Genomic DNA, 25,210 nt, shown 5'->3' on the forward strand with positions numbered 1-25,210 from the left:
TGGTTCGCGCGCGAGGGCGCGGACGTGCTGGCGACCGACATCAACGAAGCCGCGCTCGTGCGGCTGGAGGCCGACGCCGAACGCGCGGGCGGCCGGCTGACCACGCGGCGGCTCGACGTGACCGATGCGCAGGACGTCGCGGCGCTCGCCGCGAGCGAGCGTGCGTTCGACGTGCTGTTCAACTGCGCGGGCTTCGTGCACCACGGCTCGATCCTCGACTGCGACGACGAAGCCTGGGCGTTCTCGCTGAACCTGAACGTCACGTCGATGTACCGGCTGATCCGCGCGCTGCTGCCGGCGATGCTCGAAGCCGGCGGCGCGTCGATCATCAACATGGCGTCGGCCGCATCGAGCGTGAAGGGCGTGCCGAACCGCTTCGTCTACGGCACGACCAAGGCGGCCGTGATCGGGCTGACCAAGGCGGTGGCCGCCGATTTCGTCGAGCGGGGCATCCGCTGCAACGCGATCTGCCCGGGGACGATCGAATCGCCGTCGCTGGAGCAACGGATCGCGGACCAGGCGCGTACGCGCCACGTGTCGACCGACGAGGTGCGCCAGGCTTTTGTCGCGCGCCAGCCGATCGGCCGCATCGGCAGCGCGGAAGAAGTGGCCGCGCTCGCGCTGTACCTCGCATCCGACGAAGCGTCGTTCACGACCGGCGCGATCCACCTGATCGACGGCGGCTGGTCGAACTGACCAAGCCTTCCCCTTTACTTTCCGTTTCCGCTCAACACGACATGAAACTGCTGAGATTTGGCGACAAACACCATGAAAAGCCCGGCCTGCTCGATGCGAACGGCCACATTCGCGACCTGTCCGGCGTGATCGACGACATCGCCGGCGATGTGCTGACGCCGGCGTCGCTCGCACGGCTGCGCGATATCCCGCCGTCGTCGCTGCCGCTCGTCGAAGGCACGCCGCGGCTCGGCGCATGCGTCGGCCGCGTCGGCAAGTTCATCTGCATCGGGCTCAACTATTCCGACCACGCGGCCGAATCGGGGATGGAAGTGCCGAAGGAGCCCGTCGTGTTCGGCAAGTGGACGAGCGCGATCTCGGGGCCGAACGACGACGTCGAGATTCCGCGCGGCTCGGAGAAGACCGACTGGGAAGTCGAGCTCGGCGTGGTGATCGGCCAGGGCGGCCGCTATATCGCGGAAGCCGACGCACTGTCGCACGTCGCCGGCTACTGCGTCGTGAACGACGTGTCGGAGCGCGAATTCCAGCTCGAACGCGGCGGCACGTGGGACAAGGGCAAGGGCAACGACACGTTCGGGCCGCTCGGCCCGTGGCTCGTGACGGCCGACGACGTGCCCGATCCGCATGCGCTGCGGCTGTGGCTCGACGTCGACGGCCATCGCTACCAGAACGGCACGACCGCGACGATGGTGTTCCGCGTGCCGCACCTGATCAGCTACCTGAGCCGCTTCATGAGCCTGCAGCCGGGCGACGTGATCTCGACCGGCACGCCGCCGGGTGTCGGTCTCGGGCAGAAGCCGCCCGTCTATCTGCGCGCCGGGCAGGTGATCACGCTCGGCATCGACGGTCTCGGCGAGCAACGCCAGCGCACCGTGCAGGCCTGATTTCCTTTCGCGGACGATTCGTCATGCCTATCATTCGATCGATGCGCGTCCTCGACGTGCGCTTCCCGACCTCGCGCCAGCTCGACGGCTCCGATGCGATGAATCCGGACCCCGATTATTCGGCGGCCTACGTCGTGCTCGAAACCGACCGCGACGGGCTTGAAGGTCATGGGCTCACGTTCACCATCGGGCGCGGCAACGAGATCTGCTGCGCGGCGATCGACGCGATGCGTCACCTCGTCGTCGGCCTCGACCTCGACTGGATCCGCGAAGACATGGGCCGCTTCTGGCGGCACGTCACGTCGGACAGCCAGTTGCGCTGGATCGGCCCCGACAAGGGTGCGATCCATCTGGCGACGGGGGCCGTCGTCAACGCGGTATGGGATCTGTGGGCGAAAGCCGAGCGCAAGCCGTTGTGGCGGCTCGTGGCCGACATGCGCCCCGAGGAACTGGTGCGCGCGATCGACTTCCGCTACCTGACCGACTGCCTGACGCCGGACGAAGCGCTCGACCTGCTGCGCCGGCAAGTGCCCGGCAAGGCCGAGCGGATCGCACTGCTCGAGCGCGACGGCTACCCGTGCTACACGACGTCGGCCGGCTGGCTCGGCTACAGCGACGACAAGTTGCGGCGGCTGTGCCGCGAAGCGGTCGAAGCGGGGTTCGAGTACGTGAAGCTGAAGGTCGGCGCCAACCTGGAAGACGACATCCGCCGCGTGACGATCGCGCGCGAGGTGATCGGTCCGGACCGCAAGCTGATGATCGACGCGAACCAGGTGTGGGAAGTGGACGAAGCGATCGACTGGGTGCGCGAGCTGGCGTTCGCGCGGCCGTGGTTCATCGAGGAGCCGACGAGCCCCGACGACGTCGAAGGGCATCGCAAGATCCGCGAGGCGATCGCACCCGTGCAGGTCGCGACCGGCGAGATGTGCCAGAACCGCGTGCTGTTCAAGCAGTTCATCGCGCGCGGCGCGATCGACGTCGTGCAGATCGATGCGTGCCGGCTCGGCGGCGTGAACGAGATTCTCGCGGTGATGCTGATGGCCGCGAAGTACGGGCTGCCGGTGTGTCCGCATGCGGGCGGCGTCGGGCTGTGCGAGTACGTGCAGCATCTGTCGATGATCGACTACATCTGCATTGCCGGCACGAAGGAAGGGCGTGTGACGGAGTACGTCGATCACCTGCACGAGCATTTCGTCGAACCGTGTGTCGTGCGCGGCGCGGCGTACATGCCGCCGACGGCGCCCGGTTTCTCGATCGAGATGAAGCCCGAATCGCTGGAGCAGTACCGGTTCCGCGGCTGACACGCGTTGAGCGTGCCGACAACATGAACGACGGAGACGCGAAGTGGATTTGAATCTGCAACACAAGGTCGTGATCGTGACCGGCGGCGCGTCGGGCATCGGCGCCGCGATCTCGATGCGGCTGGCCGAGGAAGGCGCGGTTCCGGTGGTGTTCGCGCGCCACGCGCCCGACGATGCGTTCTGGCGCGCACTCGTGCAGAAGCAGCCGCGTGCCGCCTGCATCTCTGTCGAGTTGCAGGACGATGCGCGATGCCGCGATGCGGTTGCGGAAACCATCGCGCGTTTCGGCCGTCTCGACGGCCTGGTCAACAATGCGGGCGTCAACGACAGCATCGGGCTCGATGCCGGGCGCGATGCGTTTGTCGCGTCGCTCGAACGCAACCTGATCCACTACTACGTGATGGCGCACTACTGTGTGCCGCACCTGAAGGCGACGCGCGGCGCGATCGTCAATTTGTCGTCGAAGACGGCCGTCACCGGGCAGGGCAACACGAGCGGCTATTGCGCATCGAAGGGCGCGCAGCTTGCATTGACGCGCGAATGGGCCGTCGCGTTGCGTGACGACGGCGTGCGCGTGAACGCGGTGATCCCGGCCGAAGTGATGACGCCGCTGTACCGGAGATGGCTCGACAGTTTCGACGACCCCGACGCGAAGCTGGCCGGCATCGCCGGCAAGGTGCCGCTCGGCAAACGCTTCACGACGGCCGACGAAATTGCCGATACGGCCGTATTCCTGTTGTCGGAACGCGCAGCGCACACGACGGGCCAGTGGCTGTTCGTCGACGGCGGCTATACGCATCTCGACCGTGCGATCAGCTAAGGGCGGCGATCCATGCAATCCGACCTGACTCCGAACCCCGCGCCGTCGCTGATCGCCTTGACCGGTATCGGCAAGCGCTTCCCCGGCGTGCAGGCGCTCGACGACTGCCATTTCGACCTGCGTGCCGGCGAAGTGCATGCGCTGATGGGCGAGAACGGCGCCGGCAAGTCGACGCTGATGAAGATTCTCGCAGGCGTCTACCAGCGTGACGACGGCGAGATCCGGATGGACGGCCGTGCGGTGGAAATCGCCGATCCGCGCGCCGCGCAGGCGCTCGGGATCGGCATCATCCATCAGGAACTGAACCTGATGAACCACCTGAGCGTCGCGCAGAACATCTTCATCGGCCGCGAGCCGCGCGGCCGCTTCGGCGTGTTCGTCGACGAAGCGGCACTCAACCGCGACGCAGCCGCGATCTTCGCGCGGATGCGGCTCGATCTCGACCCGCGTACGCCGGTCGGACAGCTCACGGTGGCGAAGCAGCAGATGGTCGAGATCGCGAAGGCGCTGTCGTTCGACTCGCGCGTGTTGATCATGGACGAACCGACCGCCGCGCTCAACAACGCGGAGATCGCCGAGCTGTTCCGCATCATCGGCGACCTGCGCGCACACGGTGTCGGCATCGTCTACATCTCGCACAAGATGGACGAGCTGCGCCAGATCGCCGATCGCGTGACCGTGATGCGCGACGGCAAGTATGTCGCGACCGTGCCGATGGCGGACACGTCGATGGACGCGATCATCGCGATGATGGTCGGCCGCCAGCTCGCGACCGAATTCCGCACGCCGCCCGATACGTCCGCGAACGACGTCGCGCTCGAAGTGCGCGGGCTGTCGCGCGGCCGGGCGATTCGCGATGTCGGCTTCACGCTGCGGCGCGGCGAGATCCTCGGCTTCGCGGGGCTGATGGGCGCGGGCCGCACCGAAGTCGCGCGCGCGGTGTTCGGCGCGGACCCGGTCGACGCGGGCGAGATCCGCGTGCACGGCAGGACCGTGACGATCCGTACGCCGGCCGATGCGGTGAAGCACGGCATCGGCTACCTGTCCGAGGATCGCAAGCACTTCGGGCTCGCGGTCGGGATGGACGTGCAGAACAACATCGCGTTGTCGAGCATGCGCCGCTTCGTGCGCCGCGGCGTGTTCCTCGACGCGCGTGCGCTGCGCGACACCGCGCAATCGTACGTGCGGCAGCTCGCGATCCGCACGCCGTCGGTGACGCAGCCGGCGCGGCTGCTGTCGGGCGGCAACCAGCAGAAGATCGTGATCGCGAAGTGGCTGCTGCGCGACTGCGACATCCTGTTCTTCGACGAACCGACGCGCGGCATCGACGTTGGCGCGAAAAGCGAGATCTACAAGCTGCTCGACGCGCTCGCCGCCGACGGCAAGGCGATCGTGATGATCTCGTCGGAGCTGCCCGAAGTGCTGCGCATGAGCCACCGGATTCTCGTGATGTGCGAAGGGCGCGTGACCGGCGAATTGCGCGCGGCCGACGCCACGCAGGAAAAGATCATGCGGCTCGCGACGCAGCGCGAGTCGACCGTATTGTCCTGATTCAACCCCTACGATCATGTCCAACGATACGCATCCCGTTCCGCCTCTCGCGCCCGGCGACACGCCGGCCGCGGCAGCGAGCCTGAAAGCCCGCTTCTTCAACCCGGCCGCGCGGCAGAAGCTGCTCGCGTTCGCGAGCCTCGTGCTGCTGATCGTGTTCTTCAGCATCGCGTCGCCGAACTTCCTCGAAGTCGACAACCTCGTCGCGATCCTGCAGGCCACCGCGGTGAACGGCGTGCTGGCCGTCGCGTGTACCTACGTGATCATCACGTCGGGCATCGACCTGTCGGTCGGCACGCTGATGACGTTCTGCGCGGTGATGGCCGGCGTCGTGCTGACGAAATGGGGCATGCCGCTGCCGCTCGGGATCCTGGCTGCACTGTGCTTCGGTGCGCTGTCGGGCAGCGTATCGGGCTTCGTGATCGCGAAGATGAAGGTGCCGCCGTTCATCGCGACGCTCGGCATGATGATGCTGCTCAAGGGGCTGTCGCTCGTGATCTCGGGCACGCGGCCGATCTACTTCAACGACACGCCGGGCTTCACGTCGATCGCGCAGGATTCGCTGATCGGCAACCTGATTCCCGCGCTGCCGATTCCGAACGCGGTGCTGATCCTGTTCCTCGTCGCGATCGGCGCGTCGATCGTGCTGAACCGCACGATCTTCGGCCGCTATACATTCGCGCTCGGCAGCAACGAGGAAGCGCTGCGGCTGTCGGGCGTGAATGTCGACGCGTGGAAGATCGCCGTCTACACGTTCAGCGGCGCGGTGTGCGGGATTGCCGGGCTCTTGATCGCATCGCGGCTGAATTCCGCGCAGCCCGCGCTCGGGCAGGGCTACGAGCTCGACGCGATCGCGGCCGTCGTGATCGGCGGCACGTCGCTGTCGGGCGGCGCGGGCAGCATCGTCGGCACGATCATCGGCGCGTTCATCATGAGCGTGCTGACGAACGGCCTGCGCATCATGTCGGTCGCGCAGGAATGGCAGACGGTCGTGACGGGGGTGATCATCATCCTCGCCGTCTACGTCGATATCCTGCGCCGGCGGCGCCGCTGACGCACGCATTCACGCAGGCTTGTGCTTCATCGCCGGCTCCGGCCGGCGTCCCAGTCGTTCCAGTCGTTTTAGTCGATACGAAAAAAGGAGACGCGAAGTGATCAGGAGCAAGGTGTTGAACGCGATCGTCGGGCTGACGTTCGCTGTCGGCGTCACGGCCGGCGCGCAGGCGCAGGAGACCTACATCCCGCTGATCTCGAAGGGCTTCCAGCATCAGTTCTGGCAGGCCGTGAAAGCGGGCGCGATGCAGGCCGCGAAGGACTACAAGGTGAAGGTGACGTTCGAAGGGCCCGAAACCGAGGCGATGGTCGACAAGCAGATCGACATGCTGTCGGCCGCGATCGCGAAGAAGCCGGCCGCGCTCGGCTTCGCGGCGCTCGACAGCAAGGCCGCGCTGCCGCTGCTGAAGAAGGCGCAGGCCGAGAAGATCCCGGTGATCGCGTTCGACTCGGGCGTGGACAGCGACATCCCGGTGACGACGGCTGCGACCAACAACAAGGCCGCCGCGTCGCTCGCCGCCGACAAGCTCGCCGCGCTGATCGGCGACGAAGGCGAGGTGGCCGTGGTCGCGCACGACCAGACGAGCCGCACCGGCATCGATCGCCGCGACGGCTTCCTCGAACGAATGAAGTCGGCGCACCCGAAGGTGCAGGTCGTGACGGTTCAGTACGGTGAAGGCGACCAGCTGAAGTCGACCGAGGTGACGAAGTCGATCCTGCAGGCGTATCCGAAGCTCAAGGGGCTGTTCGGCACGAACGAAGGCTCGGCGATCGGCGTGGTCAACGGCGTGCGCGAGATGAAGCGCAAGGTCGTGATCGTCGGGTACGATTCCGGCAAGCAGCAGAAGGACGCGATCCGTAGCGGGCTGATGGCCGGCGCGATCACGCAGAACCCGATCGGGATCGGCTACAAGACGGTCGAGGCAGCCGTGAAGGCGATCAAGGGCGAGAAGCTGCCGAAGGTCATCGATACCGGTTTCTATTGGTACGACAAGACCAATATCGACGATCCGAAGATCGCGGCGGTGTTGTACGACTGAACGTTGCGTCGAGCGGCGGTGGCGCGCGCCGCCGCCGTGGCGACCGGACACGAGGGCATCATGGGCGCAGTGCGTATCGATTCCCATCAGCACTTCTGGCGCTATCGCGCCGCCGACTATCCGTGGATCGACGCCGGGATGGGGGTGCTCGCGCGCGACTACCTGCCCGACGCGCTGTGGCCGCTGATGCATGCGCAGGCGATCGGCGCGTCGATCGCGGTGCAGGCGCGCGCCGGGCGCGACGAGACGGCGTTCCTGCTCGATCTCGCGCGCGACGATGCGCGCATCGCGGCGGTGGTCGGCTGGGAGGATCTCGCCGCGCCGCAGCTCGCGGATCGCGTTGCCGAATGGCGCAGCCCGAAGCTGCGCGGCTTTCGTCACCAGGTGCAGGACGAAGCCGATGCAGGCGCGTTCGTCGCGGAGCCGGATTTCAATCGCGGCATCGTGTGGCTGCAGGCGAACGGGTATGTGTACGACGTACTCGCGTTCGAGCACCAGTTGCGGGACATGTGGACATTTTGTGCGCGGCACGACGCGCACTGGCTCGTGCTCGATCACGTCGGCAAGCCGGCACTCGCCGACTTCGAGCGCGACGACACGGCGCTGGCGCGCTGGCGCGCCGCGTTGCGTGAGCTGGGTGCGCTGCCGCATGTCGCGTGCAAGCTGTCGGGGCTCGTGACCGAGGCCGACTGGAAGCGCGGCCTGCGCGGGAAGGACGTCCGGCATATCGAGCAGTGTCTCGACGCGGCGCTCGACGCGTTCGGCCCGCAGCGGCTGATGTTCGGGTCGGACTGGCCCGTGTGCCTGCTGGCCGCGTCGTATGACGAAGTCGCGTCGATCATCGAGCGCTGGGCTGAGTCGCGGCTGTCGGCGGCCGAGCGCAACGCGCTGTGGGGCGGTACCGCCGCGCGGTGTTACGGGGTGCCGACGTGAGCGCGCGGGCGTGTGCGGCGGGGCGCGGTTTCGTCCGACGAATGGTGGCGGATGCCGCAGCGTGTCGATGGTTGCGGTCGCATCGATTCTTCGCCCGATGTCCGGGGCCGAGCCTTTAGAATATGCGCAAACGGTTGCGTGCGATGCGCGCTCAACCGTCCGGAATGAAACCGATCACCAGCTCCGACGTATGTCCATCCAGCCGATTCAGAACCGCCGCCTCTACCAGCAGATCGCCGACAAGCTCAGTGCGATGATCGAGTCCGGCGATTTTCCGCCGGGCAGCTATCTGCCGCCCGAGCGCGAACTGGCCGAACAGTTCGGCGTGTCGCGCACCTCGGTGCGCGAGGCGCTGATCGCCCTCGAAGTGAGCGGGCTCGTGAGCGTGCGCGTCGGCGACGGCGTGAAGGTGCGCCACCCTGAAGCCACCACCGCACCCGAACCCGATACGAAAGCCGCGCCGTTCACGATCATCGAGATCGATCCCGAACTCGGCATCGCACTCGACCTCGATACCGAAATCCCGCCGTTCGCGCTGCTGCAGGCGCGCAGGCTGATCGAGCCGGAAGCCGCGTCGCTGGCCGCGAAGCACGGCTCGGACGAGCAGATCGAAGGGATCCACGAGGCGTACCTGCGCAACCAGGAAGACAACCGCAGCGGCTCGCTCACGCATCCGGGCGACCGGCTGTTTCATATCCGCATCGCGGAAGCGAGCGACAACGCCGCGTATGCGCTGATGATCAAGCAGTTGCTCGCGCACAAGTACGACCTGATGTTCCAGCGGCTGCAGTCGCTGTACATGCCGAACGACATGCCGCACCGGTCGGAACTGGAGCACCGTGCGATCCTCGATGCGATCCGCGCACGCGACCCGGACGCCGCGCGCCGCGCGATGGCCGAGCATCTCGACGAAGTGATCCGCATCTTCGGCCGCGCGCTCGACTGAGCGCGCGTCGACGCGTGACCCGTTACCGGGTCAGAAGCGATCCGCGCGATACGGCGCCGGATCGGTGAACGGCGCTTCACCGGTCATCATCTCGGCCAGCAGGCGGCCCGTGACGGGGCCGAGCGTCAGCCCGTGATGGTTGTGCCCGAACGAGAACCACAGCCCGCGATGCGCGGGCGCGGGGCCGATCACCGGGCGCATGTCGGGCGTGCACGGCCGGAAGCCGAGCCAAGGTTGCGGGTCGAGCCGCTCGCCGAAACCGAACACGGGCCGCGCAACGCGTTCCGCGCGTTCGAGCTGCACGCCGGTCGGCGGCACGCCGCGCCGCGCGATCTCGACGCCGGTCGTCAGCCGCAGCCCGCGCTTCATCGGCGCGATCACGTAACCGTATTCGCGATCGACGATCGGCGCCGACGGCACGCCGCGCGCGGACGGCGTGTAGTGCATGTGATAGCCGCGCTTCTCGCGCAGCGGAATCTTGTAGCCGAACTTGCCGAACACCGTGTCGGACCACGGGCCGAGCGCGACGACCACCGCCGGCGCGGCGGCCATGCCGTCCTGCGTGCTGACCTGCCAGCCCGGCGACAGCGCGTCGAGGCTCGCGGCGTCGCCCGTCAGCAGCGTGCCGCCGCCTTGCACGAAGAGGTGCGCGTACGCTTTGACGAGCTCGGACGGGTCGACGACGCTTTTCGGGTCGAGCCAGTGCAGCGCGCCGCAGAAGCCGGGCGCGAGGCTCGGTTCGTGCGCAGCCAGCGCGGCCAAGTCGAGCGGTGTGATGCCGAGCCCGTGGCGGCGCGCGGTGAGTCCGGCTTCGGCCACGCCGCGTTCGAATGCGGCCGGTGTGCGGAATGCCTCCAGCCAGCCGTTCGCGCGGATGAGTTCGCCGGCGCCGGCCCGCGCGATCAGCGCGTCGTGCTCGACGATGCAGCGCTCGATCAGCGGCAGCATGTCGCGCGACGCCGCCGCGTGACGCAGCGGCGCCGATTCCCACCAGAAACGTGCAAGCCACGGCGCGAATGCGGGCAGCGACGTGCTGTGCCAGTAGAGATCGGTCGAGCGGTTCAGCGCGTAGCGCATCAGCGTGAACGGGCTGCGCGGGAACGGATACGGTTCGACCGACGAGCGCTCGATCAGCCCCGCGTTGCCGAAGCTCGTGCCTTCGCCGGGTGCGCCGCGATCGACGAGGGCGACCTTGCGGCCGCGATCCTGCAGGTGGAGTGCCGCGGAGACGCCGACGATGCCTGCGCCGAGAACGATGACGTCGAAATCCATCGATGGTGAGTGACGGTTAGCGGCGCGCGCCCGCGATGAGGCTTGTGCGCCCGGGTTGGAGAGCCTTCGAACTGCAAGCATACTCGCGGCGGCGTGGGGCACCAAGCGGACGCGTGTGGCCCGCGCATGGCAGGTGGCCCGGGCGAGACGATTCGCGATCGTCGCGACGACGCGGGCAGTAGAATGCGCGGATTCCGGCCTTCGAAGGTGACGCGCGATGATCGAGTTGACCGCAGCGGTTTATGCGGCGGAGTTGAAACGCTTCCGGGCGACCGGCCGCGTCTGGCTCGCGGCGGACGAGATTCCGGCCGATGTCGACGTGCCGGCTACATGGCGCGCGTTGCTCGCCACGCCGGACGACATGCGAGCGGATACGCTCGTGCAGATGTGGGCCGGCGTCATCGATCGATTGCCGGCCGTTGCGCAGTTCTTTCACGAAAAGCTCGCGCGTCCGGCCGTGTTCCGCAACGACGGTGGCGACGTCGCGTTGCTCTATCCGTACACGGTCGAGCACGACGACCTGAATTTCTTCATCGGCCGCGCGCCGTTGGGCGAGCGGGGGCTCGATGATGAGTCGTCCTGGGCTGCATTGCCCGAAGATCTGCGGCGCTTTCATCAAACCGTGCATGACGGCTGGACGTTCTTTCCCGCGAATTCGATGGGGCCGGTGCCGCTCGCCGATCAGGCTGCGCTCGCGGACAAGCTCGACCTGACACCCGCCGAGACACGCAAGCTCGGCGTGAACCCGGATCTCGTGCGGGCCGTGTTTCATAACGGCAGCGGCGATTGGCTGTGCGTTGATTCGAATGAAGGGCCCGGCGGTGGCAACCCGGCAGGGTGGTTATGGTGGCACGAGAACCCGACCGAACTCGAGCCCGTGGATTTCTGGGCCGTGATGAACGCGTGGTTCGAGATTTTCGTCGAGGAAGCCGACAAGCGATGATCGGACACGCCCGGCGCCTGCCGGGCGCGCGGGCAGTCCACCGCATCGTCAATTCATTGCGAACAGCTTCCCCCATCGCGCCAGCACGCGTGTATCGACCCCCGCCATCCGCAGCGCTTTCCACACCACGGTCGACACCGTGTCGTAAGCGGCGATCCCGGTCGCCTGTTCGAACGGCGCGGCCAGATGGGCGGCATGCAGGTTCGTGCAGAACGTCGCCACCGCATCCGGCCGCGCCCGCGCAGCCTGGCGCATCAACCCGGCAAGCTGCGTGTCGGGCACTTCCGCGAAGCTGAAGTTGTCGCGTAACCCGAGATGCTGTTCGCCCACGCAATCGATGCCGAGTTGCGCATACTGGCGCACGATCCGCTGCTGCACGTCGTCGAGATACGGCGTGACGAGGCCGAGCCGCCGCACGCCGGTGCGTTCGAGCAGTTCGTTCAACGCGAGCACGGACGTCGTCGCAGGAATGCCGGTGGCCTTCTCGATGCCGCGGCACAGGGCCGCGTCGCGTTCGAAGCCGAGCCAGCCGGCCGACGTACCGCTCCAGCCGATCACGTCGACCCGCGCATCCGCGAGCTGCCGCGCCGCGACCAGCATGCGTGCCGCATCGAACTGGTCGAGCGCGGTCTCGGTGAGCGCAATCTCGGTCACGGTGAAGCGAGCGAAATGCACGCTGACGTCCGGCAAGCCGGCGACGATCGCGGTCGTCAGCGGTTCGAGCGCGGTGTTCGACGACGGCGTCAGGATGCCGATGCGGATGCGCGGATTCATCGCAGGGCTTCCGTTCAATCGAGCAACTGACGCACCGCATCGACGGCGGCACGGCGCAGCGCAGCCAGGTCGAGGCCCGGAATCTCGCCGTTGTCCACCACGACACGGCCATTCACGATGTTGTATTTCACTGGCACGGGTTCGCCGGCCGCGACCGGCGCGATCGCGTAGTCGTGGAAGCCGTTGAAGCGCGGCCCGCTCACGTCGTACAGCACGAGATCGGCGGCCTGGCCGGCTTCGAGCGTGCCGACCGCGTTCAGCCCGAGCACGCGCGCGCCGCCTTGCGTGCCCCAGTGCAGCACCTCCTCGGCGGTGGTGGCCGCCGCACCGTGCGCCGCGCGATGCACGAGCCACGCGAAATTCGCTTCGTGCGTCATGCTGCCGGATTCGTTCGACGCGACGCCATCGACACCGAGCGACACCGGCACGCCGGCCGCCGCCATGCGCGGCGCGGGCGCGATGCCGCTGCCGAGCCGCGCATTGCTGACGGGGCAGTGCGAGCAGCCGGTGCCCGTTTCGGCGAGCATCGCGATTTCGTTCGCTTCGAGGTGAACGAGGTGCGCGAACCACACGTCGGGCCCGAGCCATTCGTGCTCCGCGACGAATTCGACGGGCAGCTTGCCGTAGCGCTCGCGGCAGAAATCGACGTAGCGCGTCGTTTCCGACAGGTGCGAATGCAACCGCAGGCCCATCCCGCGCGCCGCACGCGCGACCTCGGGCAGCAGGTCGGGCGGCAGCGAGAAGGTCGGCGTCGTCGGGGCGACGACCACGCGGCGCATCGATGCCGTGCCCGCGTCGTGATAGCGCGCCTTCAGCCGCTCGATGTCGGCAAGCATCTGGTCGAGCGTCTCGGGTTGCAGCGCGGTGCCGGCGAAGCCCGGATGATCGCCGGCCGCCTGCAACGCGCCGCCGCGGCACAGCACGAAGCGCATCCCGAAGCTGGCCGCTTCGTCGAACAGCAAGTCGCCCGTCTCGGTCGTGCCGCCCGCGTGATACAGGTAGTGATGATCGGCGCAGGTCGTCACGCCGGACAGCAGCAGCTCCGCGAAGCCGAGCCGGGCGGCGATGCGCGCGAGTGCCGGCGTGAAGCGTGCGACGCGCGGATACGGCACGGCCGCGAGCCATTCCTGCAGGCCGGCGTTGATGCCGGACGGCACGGCTTTCAGCAGGTTCTGGAACAGGTGGTGATGCGTGTTGACCCAGCCCGGGTAGACGACGCAGTCGGTCGCGTCGATCACGCGTTCGCCGGGCAGCGGCGTGAGGCCGGGCGCGATCGTGTCGATCCGGCCGTCACGGATACGCAGGTCGGCGGAGCCGAGCCGCGCGTCGTCGCCAGCGCGGCCGCTCATGACCGCGATCGGGTTGCGGATCAGCAGCGAAGAAGAAGGAACGCTCATGGTCGGGTCTCCTCTGGTTCGGATAGTCGGGTCGTGATTCGTCGGGCGCCGCGCGCAGGCTCGATGTCGCGCGCGGCATGAAGCCCGTCAGTCGCACTCGCGCGCCATCGGGCTGGCGTGCGTTGCGTCGGCGTGAATGTGCGATTCAACGGGGTCGGCCGCCGGCACGCCGTTGAGCAGTGCATTGAGCAGCACGGACACGAGGCACGCGAGCACGACGCCGCTATGCAGGAACGGCTGCGTCCAGTCGGGCATGTGCGCGAACACCTTCGGCGCCATCACCGGAATCAGCGCGGTCGCGATCGTGAAGCCGACGATCAGCACGTTGTAGCGGTTGTTCTCGAAGTCGACTTTCGCGAGCGTCTGCACGCCGGCGGCGACGACCACGCCGAACATTGCGATGCCCGCACCGCCGAGCGCGGCCGACGGCGTCGACGCGACGATCGCGCCGATCTTCGGCACCAGCGCGACGACGCACATCAGCACGCCGCTGACCGCGACGATCCAGCGGCTGCGCACGCCGGTCAGGATCACGAGCCCGACGTTCTCCATGAACGCGATGAACGGAAACGCGGCGAACGTACCGGCGATCGCGCTCGCGACGCCGTTCGCGCGCAGCCCGCGCACGACGTCCTCCTCGCTCACCTGCTTCTCGACGATGTCGCCGATCGCGACGAACAGGCCCATCGACTCGACCATCTGCACGATCATCACGACGACCATCGTCAGCACCGGCACGATCGCGAACACCGGCGTGCCGAAGTGGAACGGGTAGGGCACGGTGAACCACGGCGCGGCCGCGACGTTCGTGAAGTTGCCCATCCCGAGCGCGATCGCGAGCAGGCTGCCGGCGACGAGCCCGATCAGCACCGACAGGTTGCGCAGGAACGCGTTCGCGAAGCGGTTGACCGCGAGGATCACGACCGCGACGACGAGCGCGACCGCGAGAAACGACAGCTCGCCGAACTGCAGCTTCGCCGCGTCGCCGCCGCCGGCCCATTGATACGCGACCGGAAACAGCTGCAACCCGATCACGGTGACGATGCAGCCGGTCACGACCGGCGGGAACAGGCGGCGCAGCCGGCCGACCAGCGGCGCGGCGAAGGTCGTGATGATGCCAGCGCCGATCACCGCGCCGCACACGCCCGCGAACCCCACACCCGGCGTCAGGCCGATCGCGATCACCGGGCCGACGCTGCTGAATGCGACGCCCTGCAGGATCGGCAGGCGCACGCCGAGCTTCCAGACGCCGACCGTTTGCAGGATCGTCGAGATGCCGGAACAGAACAGCGCGGTGCTGATCAGCACGGTCGTGTCGGCGGGCGACATCTTCAACGCCGACGCGACGATCAGCGGCACCGCGATCGCGCCGATATAGGCGACGAGCATGTGTTGCAGGCCGAGCGTCAGCATCTGGCGGCGCGGCAGGACCCGATCGACGGGATGTGAAGCAGCGTTCATGGGCGAGTCTCCTGAGGTTCGTTTTCGGGCGAGCGCGCGACGCGCCCGCCTGGCGTGCCCGTCAGGCCGCGACCGCCGCGGCGAGACAGGCATGGAAACGGTCGGTCAGCGCGGCGCGATCGAGATCGCGGCCGATGAAAACGATGCGCGACGAGCGCGGCTCGCACCCCCACGCCTGCGCGGCGCGCAGTTCGATCACGCCGTGCACGCCCTGCAGCACGTAGCGCTGCGCACGGCCCTGCACGGCGAGGATGCCTTTCATCCGGAACAGGTTCGCGGTATCGGCGCTACGCAGCTCGCCGAGCCACGCTTCGAGCGCGTCGAGATCGACGTCCGCATCGACTTCGATGCCGACCGACGACACGCTTTCGTCGTGCTCGTGATGATCGTGATCGTCGTCGTGTGCGTGGGCTTCGTGAGCGTGGCCGTCGTGGTCATGCTCGTGCTCCTGCTCGTGCTCGTGCGCCTGTTCGTCCGCATGCGGTGCATCGGCCTGCAACCCGTCGCTCTCGACGAGGATCTGCGCGAATTCGTTCGCGCCGATCCCGAGAATGCGGTCGAGATCGACCTGCGCGTAGCTCGACGTGACGATTTCGGCCGTCGTGTTGAGCTCGCGCAGCCGCGCGGTCAGCGCATCGACGTCCGGTTCGTCGACGAGATCGACCTTGTTGATCACGATCCGGTCCGCGCAGACGATCTGGTCGACGGCCTGGTTGTCGCGGCCGTCGAGCACCAGATCGTCGAGATGCGCGCGGATATGCTTCGCATCGACCATCGTGACGACCGCGTCGAGCGCGACTTCCTTCGCGATCGGATCGTCGAGGAAGAAGGCCTGCGCGACCGGATACGGATCGGCGAGGCCGCTCGTCTCGACGATGATGTGATCGAGCCGGTCGGGGCGCGCGACGAGCATCCGCACGATCCGCACGAGATCCTCGCGCACCGCGCCGACGCAGCACACGCAGCCGTTGGTCATCTCGTAGATTTCCTCGGTCGATTCGAGCACGAGCCCGCCGTCGATGCCGATTTCGCCGAACTCGTTCTCGATCACCGCGATCTTGCGGCCGTGCTTCTCGCGCAGGATGTAGTTCAGCAGCGTGGTCTTGCCCGCCCCGAGAAAGCCCGTGAGCACGGTGACCGGAATCTTTTCGACGTCGCTGTGGGTGGTGTGGATGTGGGTCATGATGCGTCTCCGTTGAGGCGGTTGGGCTGCGGGTTGGGCCGGGATTCGCTGTCCTTCCAGCGATGGACGGTGCGGGAATCGAGGTCGAACAGGTCGAGCACGCGGCCGAGCGTGTGGTCGATCATCTGGTCGAGCGAAGCGGGGCGCGCATAGAACGCCGGCACGGGTGGCGCGACGATCGCGCCCATTTCCGTGACGGCGGCCATGTTGCGCAGATGCGTGAGCGTGTACGGCGTTTCGCGCGCGAGCAGCACGAGCCGGCGGCGCTCCTTCAGCACGACGTCGGCCGCGCGCGAGATCAGGCCGGACGAAAGACCGCTCGCGATCTCGGCGAGTGTCTTCATCGAGCAGGGCGCGACGATCATCCCGAGCGTGCGGAACGATCCGCTCGAGATTGGTGCCGCGATGTCGTCGCTGCGGTACAGCACGCTCGCGAGCGCGGTGATGTCGGACAGCCTGAAGTCGGTCTCGTGCGCCATCGTCAACGCGGCGGCGCGCGACACGACCACGTGCGTCTCGATGTCGAGTTCGCGCAGCAGCGCGAGCAGCCGCATCCCGTACACGAAGCCGGATGCACCGCTGATGCCGACCACGAGCCGCCGCGTGCTCATCGCGATGCTCCGCCGAGTTGCGCGATCACTTGGGCGGCGCGCTGCATCGCGGCGTCGCCGACACGTGCGCGCACGCCGTCGAAGCGCGAGCCGCGCGTCGCGTCGATCCCCATCCGCGACGTCGTGCCGTCGGCCGACGACGACGGATCGAGCGGGCTGCCGGGCAGGCCGTCGACGACGAACAGGTCGTGGTGCGGCTGGAAGTGCGTCGCGATCGCCCACAGCACCTGCGCGTCGTCGGTGATGTCGACGTCGCTGTCGACCGCGACGACGTTCTTCAGGTACGGGTCCCAGCCGAGCAGCGCGAGCATGATCTGGCGCGCTTCGCCGTCGCGCGACTGGTTCAGCGCGACGTAGCAGTGGAAGTGCGTGCCGGAATTCGGGTAGTGAATGGCGGTGACGGAAGGAAAGCGCGCCTTCAGCTTTTCGCTCATCTCGGCTTCGCGCGGCAGCCGCGCAAGCGTCAGGTGCTCCGCGTACGGGCCGCCGACCACATCGACGAGCCACGCATCCTTGCGCCGCATCATCGCGTCGATGTGCAGCACGTTGTTGGTCGAGCGGTCCGACGAGTAGCCGGTGAATTCGCCGAACGGGCCTTCTTCCGCATGCGCATCGGGATCGATCGTGCCTTCGAGCACGAACTCGGCGGCGGCCGGTACGCCGATGCCGTGACGTGGCGTGCGCACGAGTTGCAGCGGTGCGCCGAACAGTCCGCCGGCGATCGCGCGCTCGTCCGCGCCGAACGGCACGCGCGCGGCGGCTGCGAGCATGCACAGCGGATGCGCACCGATCACCATCGCGACTTTCAGCGTGTCGCCGCGCGCCTTCGCGGTCTGCAGCATCCGCCACAGATGGCCGCGCGAATGCAGGCTCGTCGCCAGCGCGTTGCGTGCATGCGGCATCGAGCGGTGGTAGCTCAGGTTCGCGACGCCCGTCACGGGATCTTCGGCAACGATCACCGCGTTGGTCACGTAGGGCCCGCGATCCGTTTCGAAGTGGCGGATCATCGGCAGTTGTGCGAGATCGACCGCATCGCCTTCGGTCACATGATCGAGCACGGGGCCGTGCGGCACGACGACCGGCGCGACGGGCGCGTTCGCACGCTGTTGCCACGCGTCGAGCAGGCCGTTCGCATCGACGCCGAACAGCCGGCCGATGCGCGTGCGGGACGCAAATACGTTGGTGACGAGCGGCGTCGAAAGGCCGTCGACGCGCTCGCAGACGAGCATCTCGTGCCGCCCGCGCGCGGCGAGCGACGCGACCACGGCCGTGACGTCCTGGTCGGCGGATAGCGGCTGCGCGAGCGTCAGCACGTCGTCCGGAAAGCGTTCGCGATACGCGTTCGCGAAGTGATGGAAATCCTGCTGCTCGGCGAAAAGGCTGGACGCCATGATGCACTCCGTCGGATACGGAAGGGGAAGGGCCGGATCGCACGCGTGTTCAAGGCGGCACGCGATCCGGCTGCCGGCGCGTTACAGGTAAGTCGATGTGAGGCGCTTCTGCGCTTCGTCGAGATCCTTCGGCGGCTTGGTCGGCTCGATGCCGACGAGGCGGGCGATGTTGTTGCCCATGTAATCCTCGAGGCCGTCCTCGTCGAGATCCATCCCCTGCGGCGCGGGCCCGCACAGCATCTCCAGCTCGCGCAGCCACATGCCGGGTTCGTTCGGCGGCGAATCGGTGCCGAACACGATCTTGTTGCGCGGCAGCTCGCGGGCGAACTCGACGATCCGCGACTGGTAGCACCAGCCCGATTCGCAGTACACGTTCGGCGTATCCATCGCCATCCAGAACGCTTCGAACGAGTAGTTGCCACCCGTCTGGATGCCGAAGTGACCGATGATGAAGTTCACCATCGGAAACTCGCGGATGATCGGATAGAACTGCGTCGGGATCGTGTACGGCCCGTCGCCGGTATGGATCAGCACGACGATGTTGTACTTCGCGCAGACCTTCATCGCCGGGCGCAGCCAGTCGAGCGCGCGATCGGGACGGTAGCCGTGCATGTTCGCGTGCAGCTTCACCATCTTGAAGCCGTACTCCTTGATGTGGAATTCGAGCTCGGCCGCGCCGTTTTCCGGGCCCCAGCGCGGGTTGTACGTGAAGTTGCCGATGAAGCGGTCGGGGTACTTCTGCGTGAGTTCGGCGATGTACGCCATGTAGTCGCGAATGCCTTCGCGGCCGCGACGGTTGCCGTCGCGATAGCCGGTGTTGCCGGGCGGCGGCTGGATGAAGCCCATGTCGATGCGGCGCGGCTTGCCGTTGATGATGTACGGGCCGTCCATCATCTTCAGCAGGCGTTCGCCGGTGAACGGTTCGCCGGTGTGGCGCCAGGCCTCGTCGACGAGGTTGGTCGGGTGCAGGTGCGTATCGATGATCATGCAATGCTCCGGAATCGGGAGAGAGGGGCGCGAGCGTCAGGCGGCGAGCAGTGCTTTCGCTTCGTCGACGGTGCGCGGCGCGGGCGTCGGTTCGAGACCGATCATCCGGGCCGTGTTATTGCCGAGGTAATCCTCGAGCGTGTCCTCGTCGAGATTCATCCCTTGCGGCGGATCGAAGCAGAGCACTTCGAGCAGCCGCAGCCACATTCCCGGTTCGTTCGGCGGCGTGTCGGAGCCGAACAGGATCTTGTGCTTCGGCAGCACCTTCGCGAATTCGACGATCCGCGACTGCAGGCACCAGCCCGATTCGCAATACACGTTCGGCAGGTCCATCGCGAGCTGGAACGGCTCGAAGCAGTAGACGCCGCCGGTCTGCACGCCGAAGTGCGCCATGATGAAATTGACCGTCGGGAATTCCTTGATCATCGGCACCCACTCGGTCGGGATGCTGTACGGGCCGTCGCCGGTGTGCAGCTTCACGAGCACGCCGAGCTCCGCGCACTTCTTCAGCGCGGGGCGCAGCCAGTCGAGCGCGCGGTCGGGCCGGTACGCATGCATGTTGGCCTGGAACTGCACCATCTTGAAGCCGAGCTTGCGCACGTAGTGATCGATCGCGTTCACGCCGTTCTCCACGCCGCAGCGCGGGTTGTAGACGAAGCAGCCGATGAAGCGGTCGGGGTGCTTGCGCACCATCTCGACCGTGTACGCCATGTACGCGTCGATCGATTCGGCGCCCGACTTCTCGCCGTCGGTATACGTATAGATGGTGTTGCCTTGCGGCGGCTGGATGAATGCCTTGTCGACGCGGCGCGGCTTGCCGTTGATGAGGAACGGGCCGTTCATCGTCTCGATCAGGCGCTCGCCGGTGAACGGCGGGCCGTCGTGACGCCATGCGAGGTCGACGAGATTCGTCGGGTAACAGCTGGTGTCGATGATCATCTACTCGATCTCCTTGAGAGGAACCGGAAAAGCCGGTTGCCGTATCGCGGGCAGGCACGTCGATGAAGCGACCGGTCGGTCGGATTCATGCGGCCCTTTGCAAGGCGCAATTTTTTTCGCGCCTTCCCCTCGCCGGCATCGAGTGACACACTGCGACGTGCACTGCTGCTTGGGACCGAGTGTCACCAGCCGAATGTGCTCTGTACAATATTTTTTACTGACGCTCTTGATACGTTTGCGATATGGACATGCGTGTGTTGCGGTACTTCGCGGTGCTGGCCGACGAACTGCATTTCGGGCGCGCAGCCGCGCGGCTCCATATCTCGCAGCCGCCATTGAGCCAGCAGATCCGGCTGCTCGAAGAGCAGCTCGGCACCGCGCTGTTCGTGCGCTCGCAACATCGCGTCGAATTGACCGAGGCAGGGAAAACACTGAAGGAGCAGGTGCCGCTGATCGTCGCGCAGTTCGATCGCGCGATCGATCTCACGCGCTGCGCGGGGCGTGGCGAAGTGGGGCGGCTCGCGGTCGGCATCATCAGCTCGGCGATGGTCGTGCCGATTCCGCGTGCGTTGCGCGTGTTCGCCGAGCGCCATCCGCACGTGCACTGGTCGCTGCACGAGATGACGCCGGCCGCGCAGATCGACGCGCTGAAGGAGAAGCGGCTCGACGTGTGCTTCTTCCGGCTGTTCCAGGACGATCCGTCGATCCGCAGCGAGATCGTTGTGCGCGAAACGGCCGTGGCCGTGTTGCCGTCTGGCCATCCGCTCGCGTCGCGCGATGCAATCGCGCTCGGCGAGCTGGCCGGCGAGCAGTTCGTGTCATTCGGCTTGCGGCATTCGCAACTGGCGCGCTTCCTGCAGCAGAGCTGCGTCGATGCGCGCTTCACGCCGCAGATCGCGCACGAGGTCGTCGAGGTGCACACGCTGCTGTCGCTGGTGCGCGAAGGGCTGGGCGTCGCGCTGCTGCCCGCGTCGTCGCGGCAGATCTCGACGGGCGGCGTCGTGTTCGTGCCGCTGCTGCCGCCCGAGCTGGAGGTATCGCTGCAGGCGCGCTACCGCGCGGACGACACGTCCGCGGTGCTCGGCGCGTTCCTCGACACCGTGCGCGAGGTCGCGGCGGAATTCAGCGCGTAGCGAGGCGTATCAGTGCCCGAGCGATTGCGCGACGAGCGCGCCGATCGCGTCGATCAGCGGCTTCACGCGCGCATGGCGCTCGCGCGGCCAGATCGCATGCAGGTTGTAGTGCGTTGGAATCGCGATCGTGCAGAGTTCGACGAGCCGGCCGTCGCGGCGCGCATCGGCGGCGAGCAACCCGCGCACCAGCCCGGCACCGAGCCCCGATGCGAGCGTCGCGACGAGCCCCGCCGCGTTGTCGAACACGGCGATCGTCTCCGGTTCGACGGGTTCGAGCCCGGCCGCTTCGAGCCACGGAATCCACGATCGCTTCGTATAGCCGAGCAGCGGCAGTTCGAGCACCTGTTCGGGCGTGAGCGGCGCGGTCAGCCCGTAACGTTCGAGCAGCGCGGGTGCGGCCATCGCGGTCAGCCGGTCGGGGCAGACCAGCGCGCTGTCCACGCCTTCCCATTCCCCGTAGCCGTAGCGCAGCGCAACATCGACGCGATCGAATGCATCGCGGTCGTGGCGCGGTGCCGACAGGACCGTCAGCGTCGTGCCGTCGAGCGTGTGCATCAGTGCCGGCAGCCGCGCGGGCAGCCAGCCCTGCATCAGCTCCGGATCGACGTCGAGCCGCAGTGACGGCCCGGTCGTGCGCCCCTTTACCGACGACAGCGCGCGATCGATCTGCTCGAGCCCGTCCGACAACTGGTTCGCGAACAGCGTGCCGGCATCGGTCAGCATCACGCGGCCGCCGGCGCGGGCGAACAGCGGCTGGCCGATGAATTCCTCGAGCGAGCGAATCTGCTGGCTGATCGCGCTGTGCGTGAGCGCCAGCTGGCGTGCCGCGCTGGAAAAACTGCCGACCCGCGCGGCCTGCAGAAACGCCTGCATCGACTGGATCGAAGGGTATCGCTTGAGCATCTGTTAGTCCGACTGACAGGGAATCGACGAAATGATCGCTGGCGTACCCGTGCATCGCGTTTCGATAATGCTCCGGAACCGCGCCACGGACGCGGGCCGACATCATGAATGCGAATCAGGAGACAGCGCATGATCGACATCGTCGTGAACGATACACGCCATTCGCTCGAGAATGTACCGGAGGATATGCCGCTGCTGTGGGTGCTGCGCGACCGGCTCAAGCTCACCGGCACGAAGTTCGGCTGCGGCAAGGGCCTGTGCGGCGCGTGCACCGTGCATCTCGAAGGGCAGGCCGTACGCGCGTGCCTGATTCCGGCCGTCGCCGCGCACGGGCGGCACGTGACGACGATCGAGGGGCTGTCGCCGGACGGGCGCCATCCGCTGCAACTCGCGTGGGTGGCCGAGGACGTGCCGCAATGCGGCTATTGCCAGCCGGGGCAACTGATGCAGGCTGCCGCGTTGCTGAAGGGCGGGCAGCCGGTGGACGACGACGCGATCGTGCAGGCGATGTCGGGCAACATCTGCCGCTGCGGTACGTATGCGCGCATTCACCGTGCGATCAAGCGTGCGGCGTCTGGCGATCCGGCGCTGAAGGCCGCGGTCGAACCCGCGAAGGAGGCGTGACATGCGCGACGATCACGCACCGGATGCATCGGACGCACCGCACGACGACGGCACGCCGCGCCGTCGCTTCCTCAAGCAGAGTTCGGTACTGCTTGCCGCAGGCATCGCGATCGGCTTCCGGATGCCCGACGCGGCGGCCGCGGGCAAGAACGCGAGCGGCGATCCCCATCCGTCCGCCGGCGAATTCGAACCGAACGCATGGGTGCGCGTGCTGCCCGACGACACGATCAAGCTCGTCGTGCACAAGCACGATTCGGGCACCGGCACGCGCACCGCACTCGCGGCGGTGGTGGCCGAGGAGCTCGACGCCGATCCGTTCCGGGTCGACGTGATCACACCGGAAGATCCGTTCTTTGCGGACTACATCCACCCGCTGTGGAAGGTGTTTTCGACCGGCGGCAGCACGAGCGTCGCGATGGAGTACGACCGGCTGCGTCGTGCGGGCGCGACCGCGCGTGCGATGCTCGTCGAGGCGGCGGCGCAGCAATGGGGCGTGTCCGCCGCTGCGTGTACGACGGCAGACGGCGCCGTGCTGCATGCGGTGAGCGGCCGCCGGGCGACGTATGGCTCGCTCGCATCGGCGGCCGCGCAGTTGCCGGCGCCGAAACAGGTCGTGCTGAAAGATCCCGCGCAGTTCCGCTACATCGGCAAGCTGCGCAGGAAGCGCGGCGCCGCGCAGAAGGCCGACGGGTCGTTTCCGTACAGCATCGACGTGTCGCTGCCGGGGATGCTGGTCGCGGTCGTCACGCGTGCGCCGGTGATCGACGGCCGCGTGCGCAGTGTCGATGCGAAGGCGGCGCTCGGGATTCCCGGCGTGCGCGACGTGCTGCAGATCCCGCCGCGCCCCGACGTGCTCGGCGGTAACCAGGCCGGCGTCGCGGTGCTCGCGGACGACTACTGGTCAGCCCACAAGGGGCAGGCCGCGCTGACGATCGAATGGGAGGACAGCCTGTTCGAGACGTTCGACAGCAGCACGCTCGCCGCGCGCCAGGCCGCGTGGGTCGACGATCCGGCCGCGCGCGTCGTGCCGACGATTGCCGACGGCGATCCGGCGAAGGCGCACGCGGCCGGCGCGCGCACGATCGAGGCGTCGTATGCGATGCCGCACAAGGCCGCGAATCCGCTGGAGCCGATCAACCTCACCGTGTGGGCGCGCAACGGTGGCATCGAATACTGGGGCGGGTTGCAGGTGCCGTCCACCGCAATGGAAGCGGCTGAAGTGATCGGTGGCATTCCTTCGCATCGCGTGACGTTGCACGAGCTGGTGTCGGGCGGCAGCTTCGGCGCGCGCGAATCGAAGTACTGGCTGTTCGAGGCGACGTGGCTCGCGGTGAAGACCGGCAAGCCGGTGAAGCTGATGAACAGCCGCGAGGACGAGATGCGTGCGCTGTTCTATCACGCGGCAAGTTACCACCGCGCGCGCGCCGTGCTCGATGCGCAGGGCAATCTGGCCTCGCTGTGGCTGCGCGGCGTGATGCCCGCATCGCCGCAACAGTGGGAGCCCGGCTATCTGGAGCGCACCGACCGGATGGATTTCAGCACGACCGAGGCGCTCACGAAATGGGAGTTCGCGTACGCGGCGCCGCATCGCGACATCGGCTGGATCCGGATGGAGACGGGCGTGCCGACCGGCTGGTTTCGCGCGGTGAGCTACATCCCGAACGTGTTCGCAGTCGAATCGGTGATGGACGAGGCTGCGCATGCGGCACGGCGCGACCCGGTCGAGTTCCGGCTTGCACACATGCGCGACCGGCCGCGCCATGCGGCCGTGCTGCGTGAAGCGGCGCAACGGGCGGGGTGGGGGCAGCCGTTGCCGGACGGTGTCGCACTCGGCATCGCGACGAACCAGGCGTACGACAGCTATGTCGCGGTGGTCGCGCGTGTCGTGCGCAAGGACGGCGCGGTGCGCGTGGAGAAGCTGACGTGCGTCGCCGATTGCGGGATCGCGGTGTCGCCCGCCGGCGTCGACGAGCAACTGTACGGCGGCCTGATGTGGGGGCTCGGCCATGCGACGTCCGATCGCATCGATTTCCGGCACGGCCGCGTGCAGCAGTCGAACTTCGATACGTATCGCGTGATGCGGATGAGCGACATGCCGGATACCGACATTCATATCGTGCAGGGCGATCCGGCGAAGCCGGGCGGTGTCGGCGAGCTGTCGAGCCCGGCGGTGACGCCGGCGATCGCGAACGCGGTGTTCCGGCTGACGGGGAAGCGGTTGCGGGAGACGCCTTTCGATTTGTCGGCGATCGCGTAGCGTGGCGGAACGTATGAAGTTTGACCTGCATCGGCCGCCAATCCGCTGATCAATTTGCCGACGTCGCAACCGGATCGACGTCGGCGAACGCGTTCGCCGGCATCGTCGTGC

General features: G+C 67.4%; 23 protein-coding genes. 13 read left to right on the forward strand and 10 right to left on the reverse strand.

The genetic code is table 11. The features are described from left to right. The 9 genes from G3O00_RS14425 to G3O00_RS14465 all read left to right on the forward strand — a co-directional run. On the forward strand, positions 1–696 hold a 696-nt coding region (locus tag G3O00_RS14425), incomplete at its 5' end, for an SDR family oxidoreductase (RefSeq protein ID WP_206143369.1). A gap of 41 nt (positions 697–737) precedes the next feature. Next, entirely contained in the window at positions 738–1,580 is an 843-nt protein-coding gene (locus G3O00_RS14430) for an ureidoglycolate lyase (protein WP_011354229.1), read from the forward strand. Between the two features lie 23 nt (positions 1,581–1,603). Continuing rightward, positions 1,604–2,881, forward strand: coding sequence for an L-fuconate dehydratase (locus tag G3O00_RS14435; protein ID WP_174931307.1), 1,278 nt, complete (start codon positions 1,604–1,606; stop codon positions 2,879–2,881). 43 nt (positions 2,882–2,924) lie between these two features. Beyond that, positions 2,925–3,701, forward strand: coding sequence for an SDR family oxidoreductase (locus G3O00_RS14440; protein ID WP_206143370.1), 777 nt, complete (start codon positions 2,925–2,927; stop codon positions 3,699–3,701). Positions 3,702–3,713: 12 nt separating this feature from the next. Then, positions 3,714–5,252, forward strand: coding sequence for a sugar ABC transporter ATP-binding protein (locus G3O00_RS14445; RefSeq protein ID WP_206143371.1), 1,539 nt, complete (start codon positions 3,714–3,716; stop codon positions 5,250–5,252). 16 nt (positions 5,253–5,268) lie between these two features. After that, on the forward strand, positions 5,269–6,306 hold the full coding sequence (locus G3O00_RS14450; RefSeq protein ID WP_174931310.1) for an ABC transporter permease: 1,038 nt from the start codon (positions 5,269–5,271) through the stop codon (positions 6,304–6,306). A 97-nt stretch (positions 6,307–6,403) separates the two neighbouring features. Next, positions 6,404–7,345, forward strand: a complete 942-nt coding sequence (locus tag G3O00_RS14455) for an ABC transporter substrate-binding protein (RefSeq protein WP_011354234.1) — start codon at positions 6,404–6,406, stop codon at positions 7,343–7,345. A gap of 60 nt (positions 7,346–7,405) precedes the next feature. Next, a complete protein-coding gene (locus G3O00_RS14460; protein WP_206143372.1) occupies positions 7,406–8,278 on the forward strand; it encodes an amidohydrolase family protein in 873 nt (290 codons plus the stop codon). A gap of 190 nt (positions 8,279–8,468) precedes the next feature. Next, positions 8,469–9,224 carry a FadR/GntR family transcriptional regulator gene (locus tag G3O00_RS14465; protein ID WP_206143373.1) on the forward strand — a complete coding sequence of 252 codons (756 nt, stop codon included), beginning with the start codon at positions 8,469–8,471 and terminating at the stop codon, positions 9,222–9,224. 30 nt (positions 9,225–9,254) lie between these two features. On the opposite strand, the gene G3O00_RS14470 is transcribed toward G3O00_RS14465, so the two are convergent. Continuing rightward, on the reverse strand, positions 9,255–10,496 hold the full coding sequence (locus G3O00_RS14470; protein WP_206143374.1) for an FAD-binding oxidoreductase: 1,242 nt from the start codon (positions 10,494–10,496) through the stop codon (positions 9,255–9,257). Between the two features lie 217 nt (positions 10,497–10,713). On the opposite strand from G3O00_RS14470, the gene G3O00_RS14475 reads away from it, so the two are divergent. Further along, complete coding sequence (locus tag G3O00_RS14475; protein ID WP_206143375.1) at positions 10,714–11,439, forward strand: SMI1/KNR4 family protein; 726 nt, start codon at positions 10,714–10,716, stop codon at positions 11,437–11,439. A gap of 48 nt (positions 11,440–11,487) precedes the next feature. Here the strand turns inward: G3O00_RS14475 and G3O00_RS14480 are convergent, their stop codons facing one another. The 8 genes from G3O00_RS14480 to G3O00_RS14515 form a co-directional block, all read right to left on the reverse strand. Next, complete coding sequence (locus tag G3O00_RS14480; RefSeq protein WP_206143376.1) at positions 11,488–12,213, reverse strand: aspartate/glutamate racemase family protein; 726 nt, start codon at positions 12,211–12,213, stop codon at positions 11,488–11,490. A 14-nt stretch (positions 12,214–12,227) separates the two neighbouring features. After that, positions 12,228–13,610 (reverse strand): amidohydrolase family protein, encoded by a 1,383-nt coding sequence (locus tag G3O00_RS14485; RefSeq protein ID WP_206143377.1) that lies wholly within the window; start codon positions 13,608–13,610, stop codon positions 12,228–12,230. An 87-nt stretch (positions 13,611–13,697) separates the two neighbouring features. Beyond that, positions 13,698–15,071 (reverse strand): nucleobase:cation symporter-2 family protein, encoded by a 1,374-nt coding sequence (locus tag G3O00_RS14490; RefSeq protein ID WP_206143378.1) that lies wholly within the window; start codon positions 15,069–15,071, stop codon positions 13,698–13,700. 61 nt (positions 15,072–15,132) lie between these two features. Continuing rightward, entirely contained in the window at positions 15,133–16,254 is a 1,122-nt protein-coding gene (locus G3O00_RS14495) for a GTP-binding protein (protein ID WP_206143379.1), read from the reverse strand. Further along, positions 16,251–16,865, reverse strand: coding sequence for a UbiX family flavin prenyltransferase (locus G3O00_RS14500; protein WP_206143380.1), 615 nt, complete (start codon positions 16,863–16,865; stop codon positions 16,251–16,253). Before G3O00_RS14500 ends, G3O00_RS14495 begins: the two co-directional genes overlap by 4 nt. Continuing rightward, a complete protein-coding gene (locus tag G3O00_RS14505; protein WP_206143381.1) occupies positions 16,862–18,256 on the reverse strand; it encodes a UbiD family decarboxylase in 1,395 nt (464 codons plus the stop codon). Before G3O00_RS14505 ends, G3O00_RS14500 begins: the two co-directional genes overlap by 4 nt. A gap of 81 nt (positions 18,257–18,337) precedes the next feature. Further along, positions 18,338–19,243 (reverse strand): amidohydrolase family protein, encoded by a 906-nt coding sequence (locus tag G3O00_RS14510; RefSeq protein ID WP_174950674.1) that lies wholly within the window; start codon positions 19,241–19,243, stop codon positions 18,338–18,340. Between the two features lie 36 nt (positions 19,244–19,279). Continuing rightward, positions 19,280–20,182, reverse strand: a complete 903-nt coding sequence (locus G3O00_RS14515) for an amidohydrolase family protein (RefSeq protein WP_174936600.1) — start codon at positions 20,180–20,182, stop codon at positions 19,280–19,282. A 242-nt stretch (positions 20,183–20,424) separates the two neighbouring features. Between G3O00_RS14515 and G3O00_RS14520 the strand changes: the two genes are divergently transcribed. Then, entirely contained in the window at positions 20,425–21,315 is an 891-nt protein-coding gene (locus tag G3O00_RS14520; protein WP_206143382.1) for a LysR substrate-binding domain-containing protein, read from the forward strand. A 9-nt stretch (positions 21,316–21,324) separates the two neighbouring features. Here the strand turns inward: G3O00_RS14520 and G3O00_RS14525 are convergent, their stop codons facing one another. Then, positions 21,325–22,218 (reverse strand): LysR substrate-binding domain-containing protein, encoded by an 894-nt coding sequence (locus G3O00_RS14525; protein ID WP_174936607.1) that lies wholly within the window; start codon positions 22,216–22,218, stop codon positions 21,325–21,327. 129 nt (positions 22,219–22,347) lie between these two features. On the opposite strand from G3O00_RS14525, the gene G3O00_RS14530 reads away from it, so the two are divergent. Together G3O00_RS14530 and G3O00_RS14535 are read left to right on the forward strand one after the other, a co-directional pair. Beyond that, entirely contained in the window at positions 22,348–22,842 is a 495-nt protein-coding gene (locus G3O00_RS14530) for a (2Fe-2S)-binding protein (RefSeq protein ID WP_174931321.1), read from the forward strand. 1 nt (position 22,843) lies between these two features. Next, on the forward strand, positions 22,844–25,099 hold the full coding sequence (locus G3O00_RS14535) for a molybdopterin cofactor-binding domain-containing protein (protein ID WP_206143383.1): 2,256 nt from the start codon (positions 22,844–22,846) through the stop codon (positions 25,097–25,099). Positions 25,100–25,210 lie beyond the last annotated feature (111 nt).

The sequence above is a fragment of the Burkholderia sp. Ac-20384 genome (assembly GCF_017104605.1).
GTDB lineage: Bacteria > Pseudomonadota > Gammaproteobacteria > Burkholderiales > Burkholderiaceae > Burkholderia > Burkholderia lata.

Bases quoted from the DNA above. Each gene is read 5' to 3' on its own strand.
- G3O00_RS14475 (WP_206143375.1), top strand. From the start codon at position 10,714: ATGATCGAGTTGACCGCAGCGGTTTATGCGGCGGAGTTGAAACGCTTC.
- G3O00_RS14535 (WP_206143383.1), top strand. From the start codon at position 22,844: ATGCGCGACGATCACGCACCGGATGCATCGGACGCACCGCACGACGAC.
- G3O00_RS14465 (WP_206143373.1), top strand. From the start codon at position 8,469: ATGTCCATCCAGCCGATTCAGAACCGCCGCCTCTACCAGCAGATCGCC.
- G3O00_RS14450 (WP_174931310.1), top strand. From the start codon at position 5,269: ATGTCCAACGATACGCATCCCGTTCCGCCTCTCGCGCCCGGCGACACG.
- G3O00_RS14510 (WP_174950674.1), bottom strand. From the start codon at position 19,243: ATGATCATCGATACGCACCTGCACCCGACCAACCTCGTCGACGAGGCC.
- G3O00_RS14520 (WP_206143382.1), top strand. From the start codon at position 20,425: ATGGACATGCGTGTGTTGCGGTACTTCGCGGTGCTGGCCGACGAACTG.
- G3O00_RS14445 (WP_206143371.1), top strand. From the start codon at position 3,714: ATGCAATCCGACCTGACTCCGAACCCCGCGCCGTCGCTGATCGCCTTG.
- G3O00_RS14435 (WP_174931307.1), top strand. From the start codon at position 1,604: ATGCCTATCATTCGATCGATGCGCGTCCTCGACGTGCGCTTCCCGACC.
- G3O00_RS14430 (WP_011354229.1), top strand. From the start codon at position 738: ATGAAACTGCTGAGATTTGGCGACAAACACCATGAAAAGCCCGGCCTG.
- G3O00_RS14495 (WP_206143379.1), bottom strand. From the start codon at position 16,254: ATGACCCACATCCACACCACCCACAGCGACGTCGAAAAGATTCCGGTC.
- G3O00_RS14480 (WP_206143376.1), bottom strand. From the start codon at position 12,213: ATGAATCCGCGCATCCGCATCGGCATCCTGACGCCGTCGTCGAACACC.
- G3O00_RS14525 (WP_174936607.1), bottom strand. From the start codon at position 22,218: ATGCTCAAGCGATACCCTTCGATCCAGTCGATGCAGGCGTTTCTGCAG.
- G3O00_RS14460 (WP_206143372.1), top strand. From the start codon at position 7,406: ATGGGCGCAGTGCGTATCGATTCCCATCAGCACTTCTGGCGCTATCGC.
- G3O00_RS14505 (WP_206143381.1), bottom strand. From the start codon at position 18,256: ATGGCGTCCAGCCTTTTCGCCGAGCAGCAGGATTTCCATCACTTCGCG.
- G3O00_RS14515 (WP_174936600.1), bottom strand. From the start codon at position 20,182: ATGATCATCGACACCAGCTGTTACCCGACGAATCTCGTCGACCTCGCA.
- G3O00_RS14470 (WP_206143374.1), bottom strand. From the start codon at position 10,496: ATGGATTTCGACGTCATCGTTCTCGGCGCAGGCATCGTCGGCGTCTCC.
- G3O00_RS14485 (WP_206143377.1), bottom strand. From the start codon at position 13,610: ATGAGCGTTCCTTCTTCTTCGCTGCTGATCCGCAACCCGATCGCGGTC.
- G3O00_RS14500 (WP_206143380.1), bottom strand. From the start codon at position 16,865: ATGAGCACGCGGCGGCTCGTGGTCGGCATCAGCGGTGCATCCGGCTTC.
- G3O00_RS14490 (WP_206143378.1), bottom strand. From the start codon at position 15,071: ATGAACGCTGCTTCACATCCCGTCGATCGGGTCCTGCCGCGCCGCCAG.
- G3O00_RS14530 (WP_174931321.1), top strand. From the start codon at position 22,348: ATGATCGACATCGTCGTGAACGATACACGCCATTCGCTCGAGAATGTA.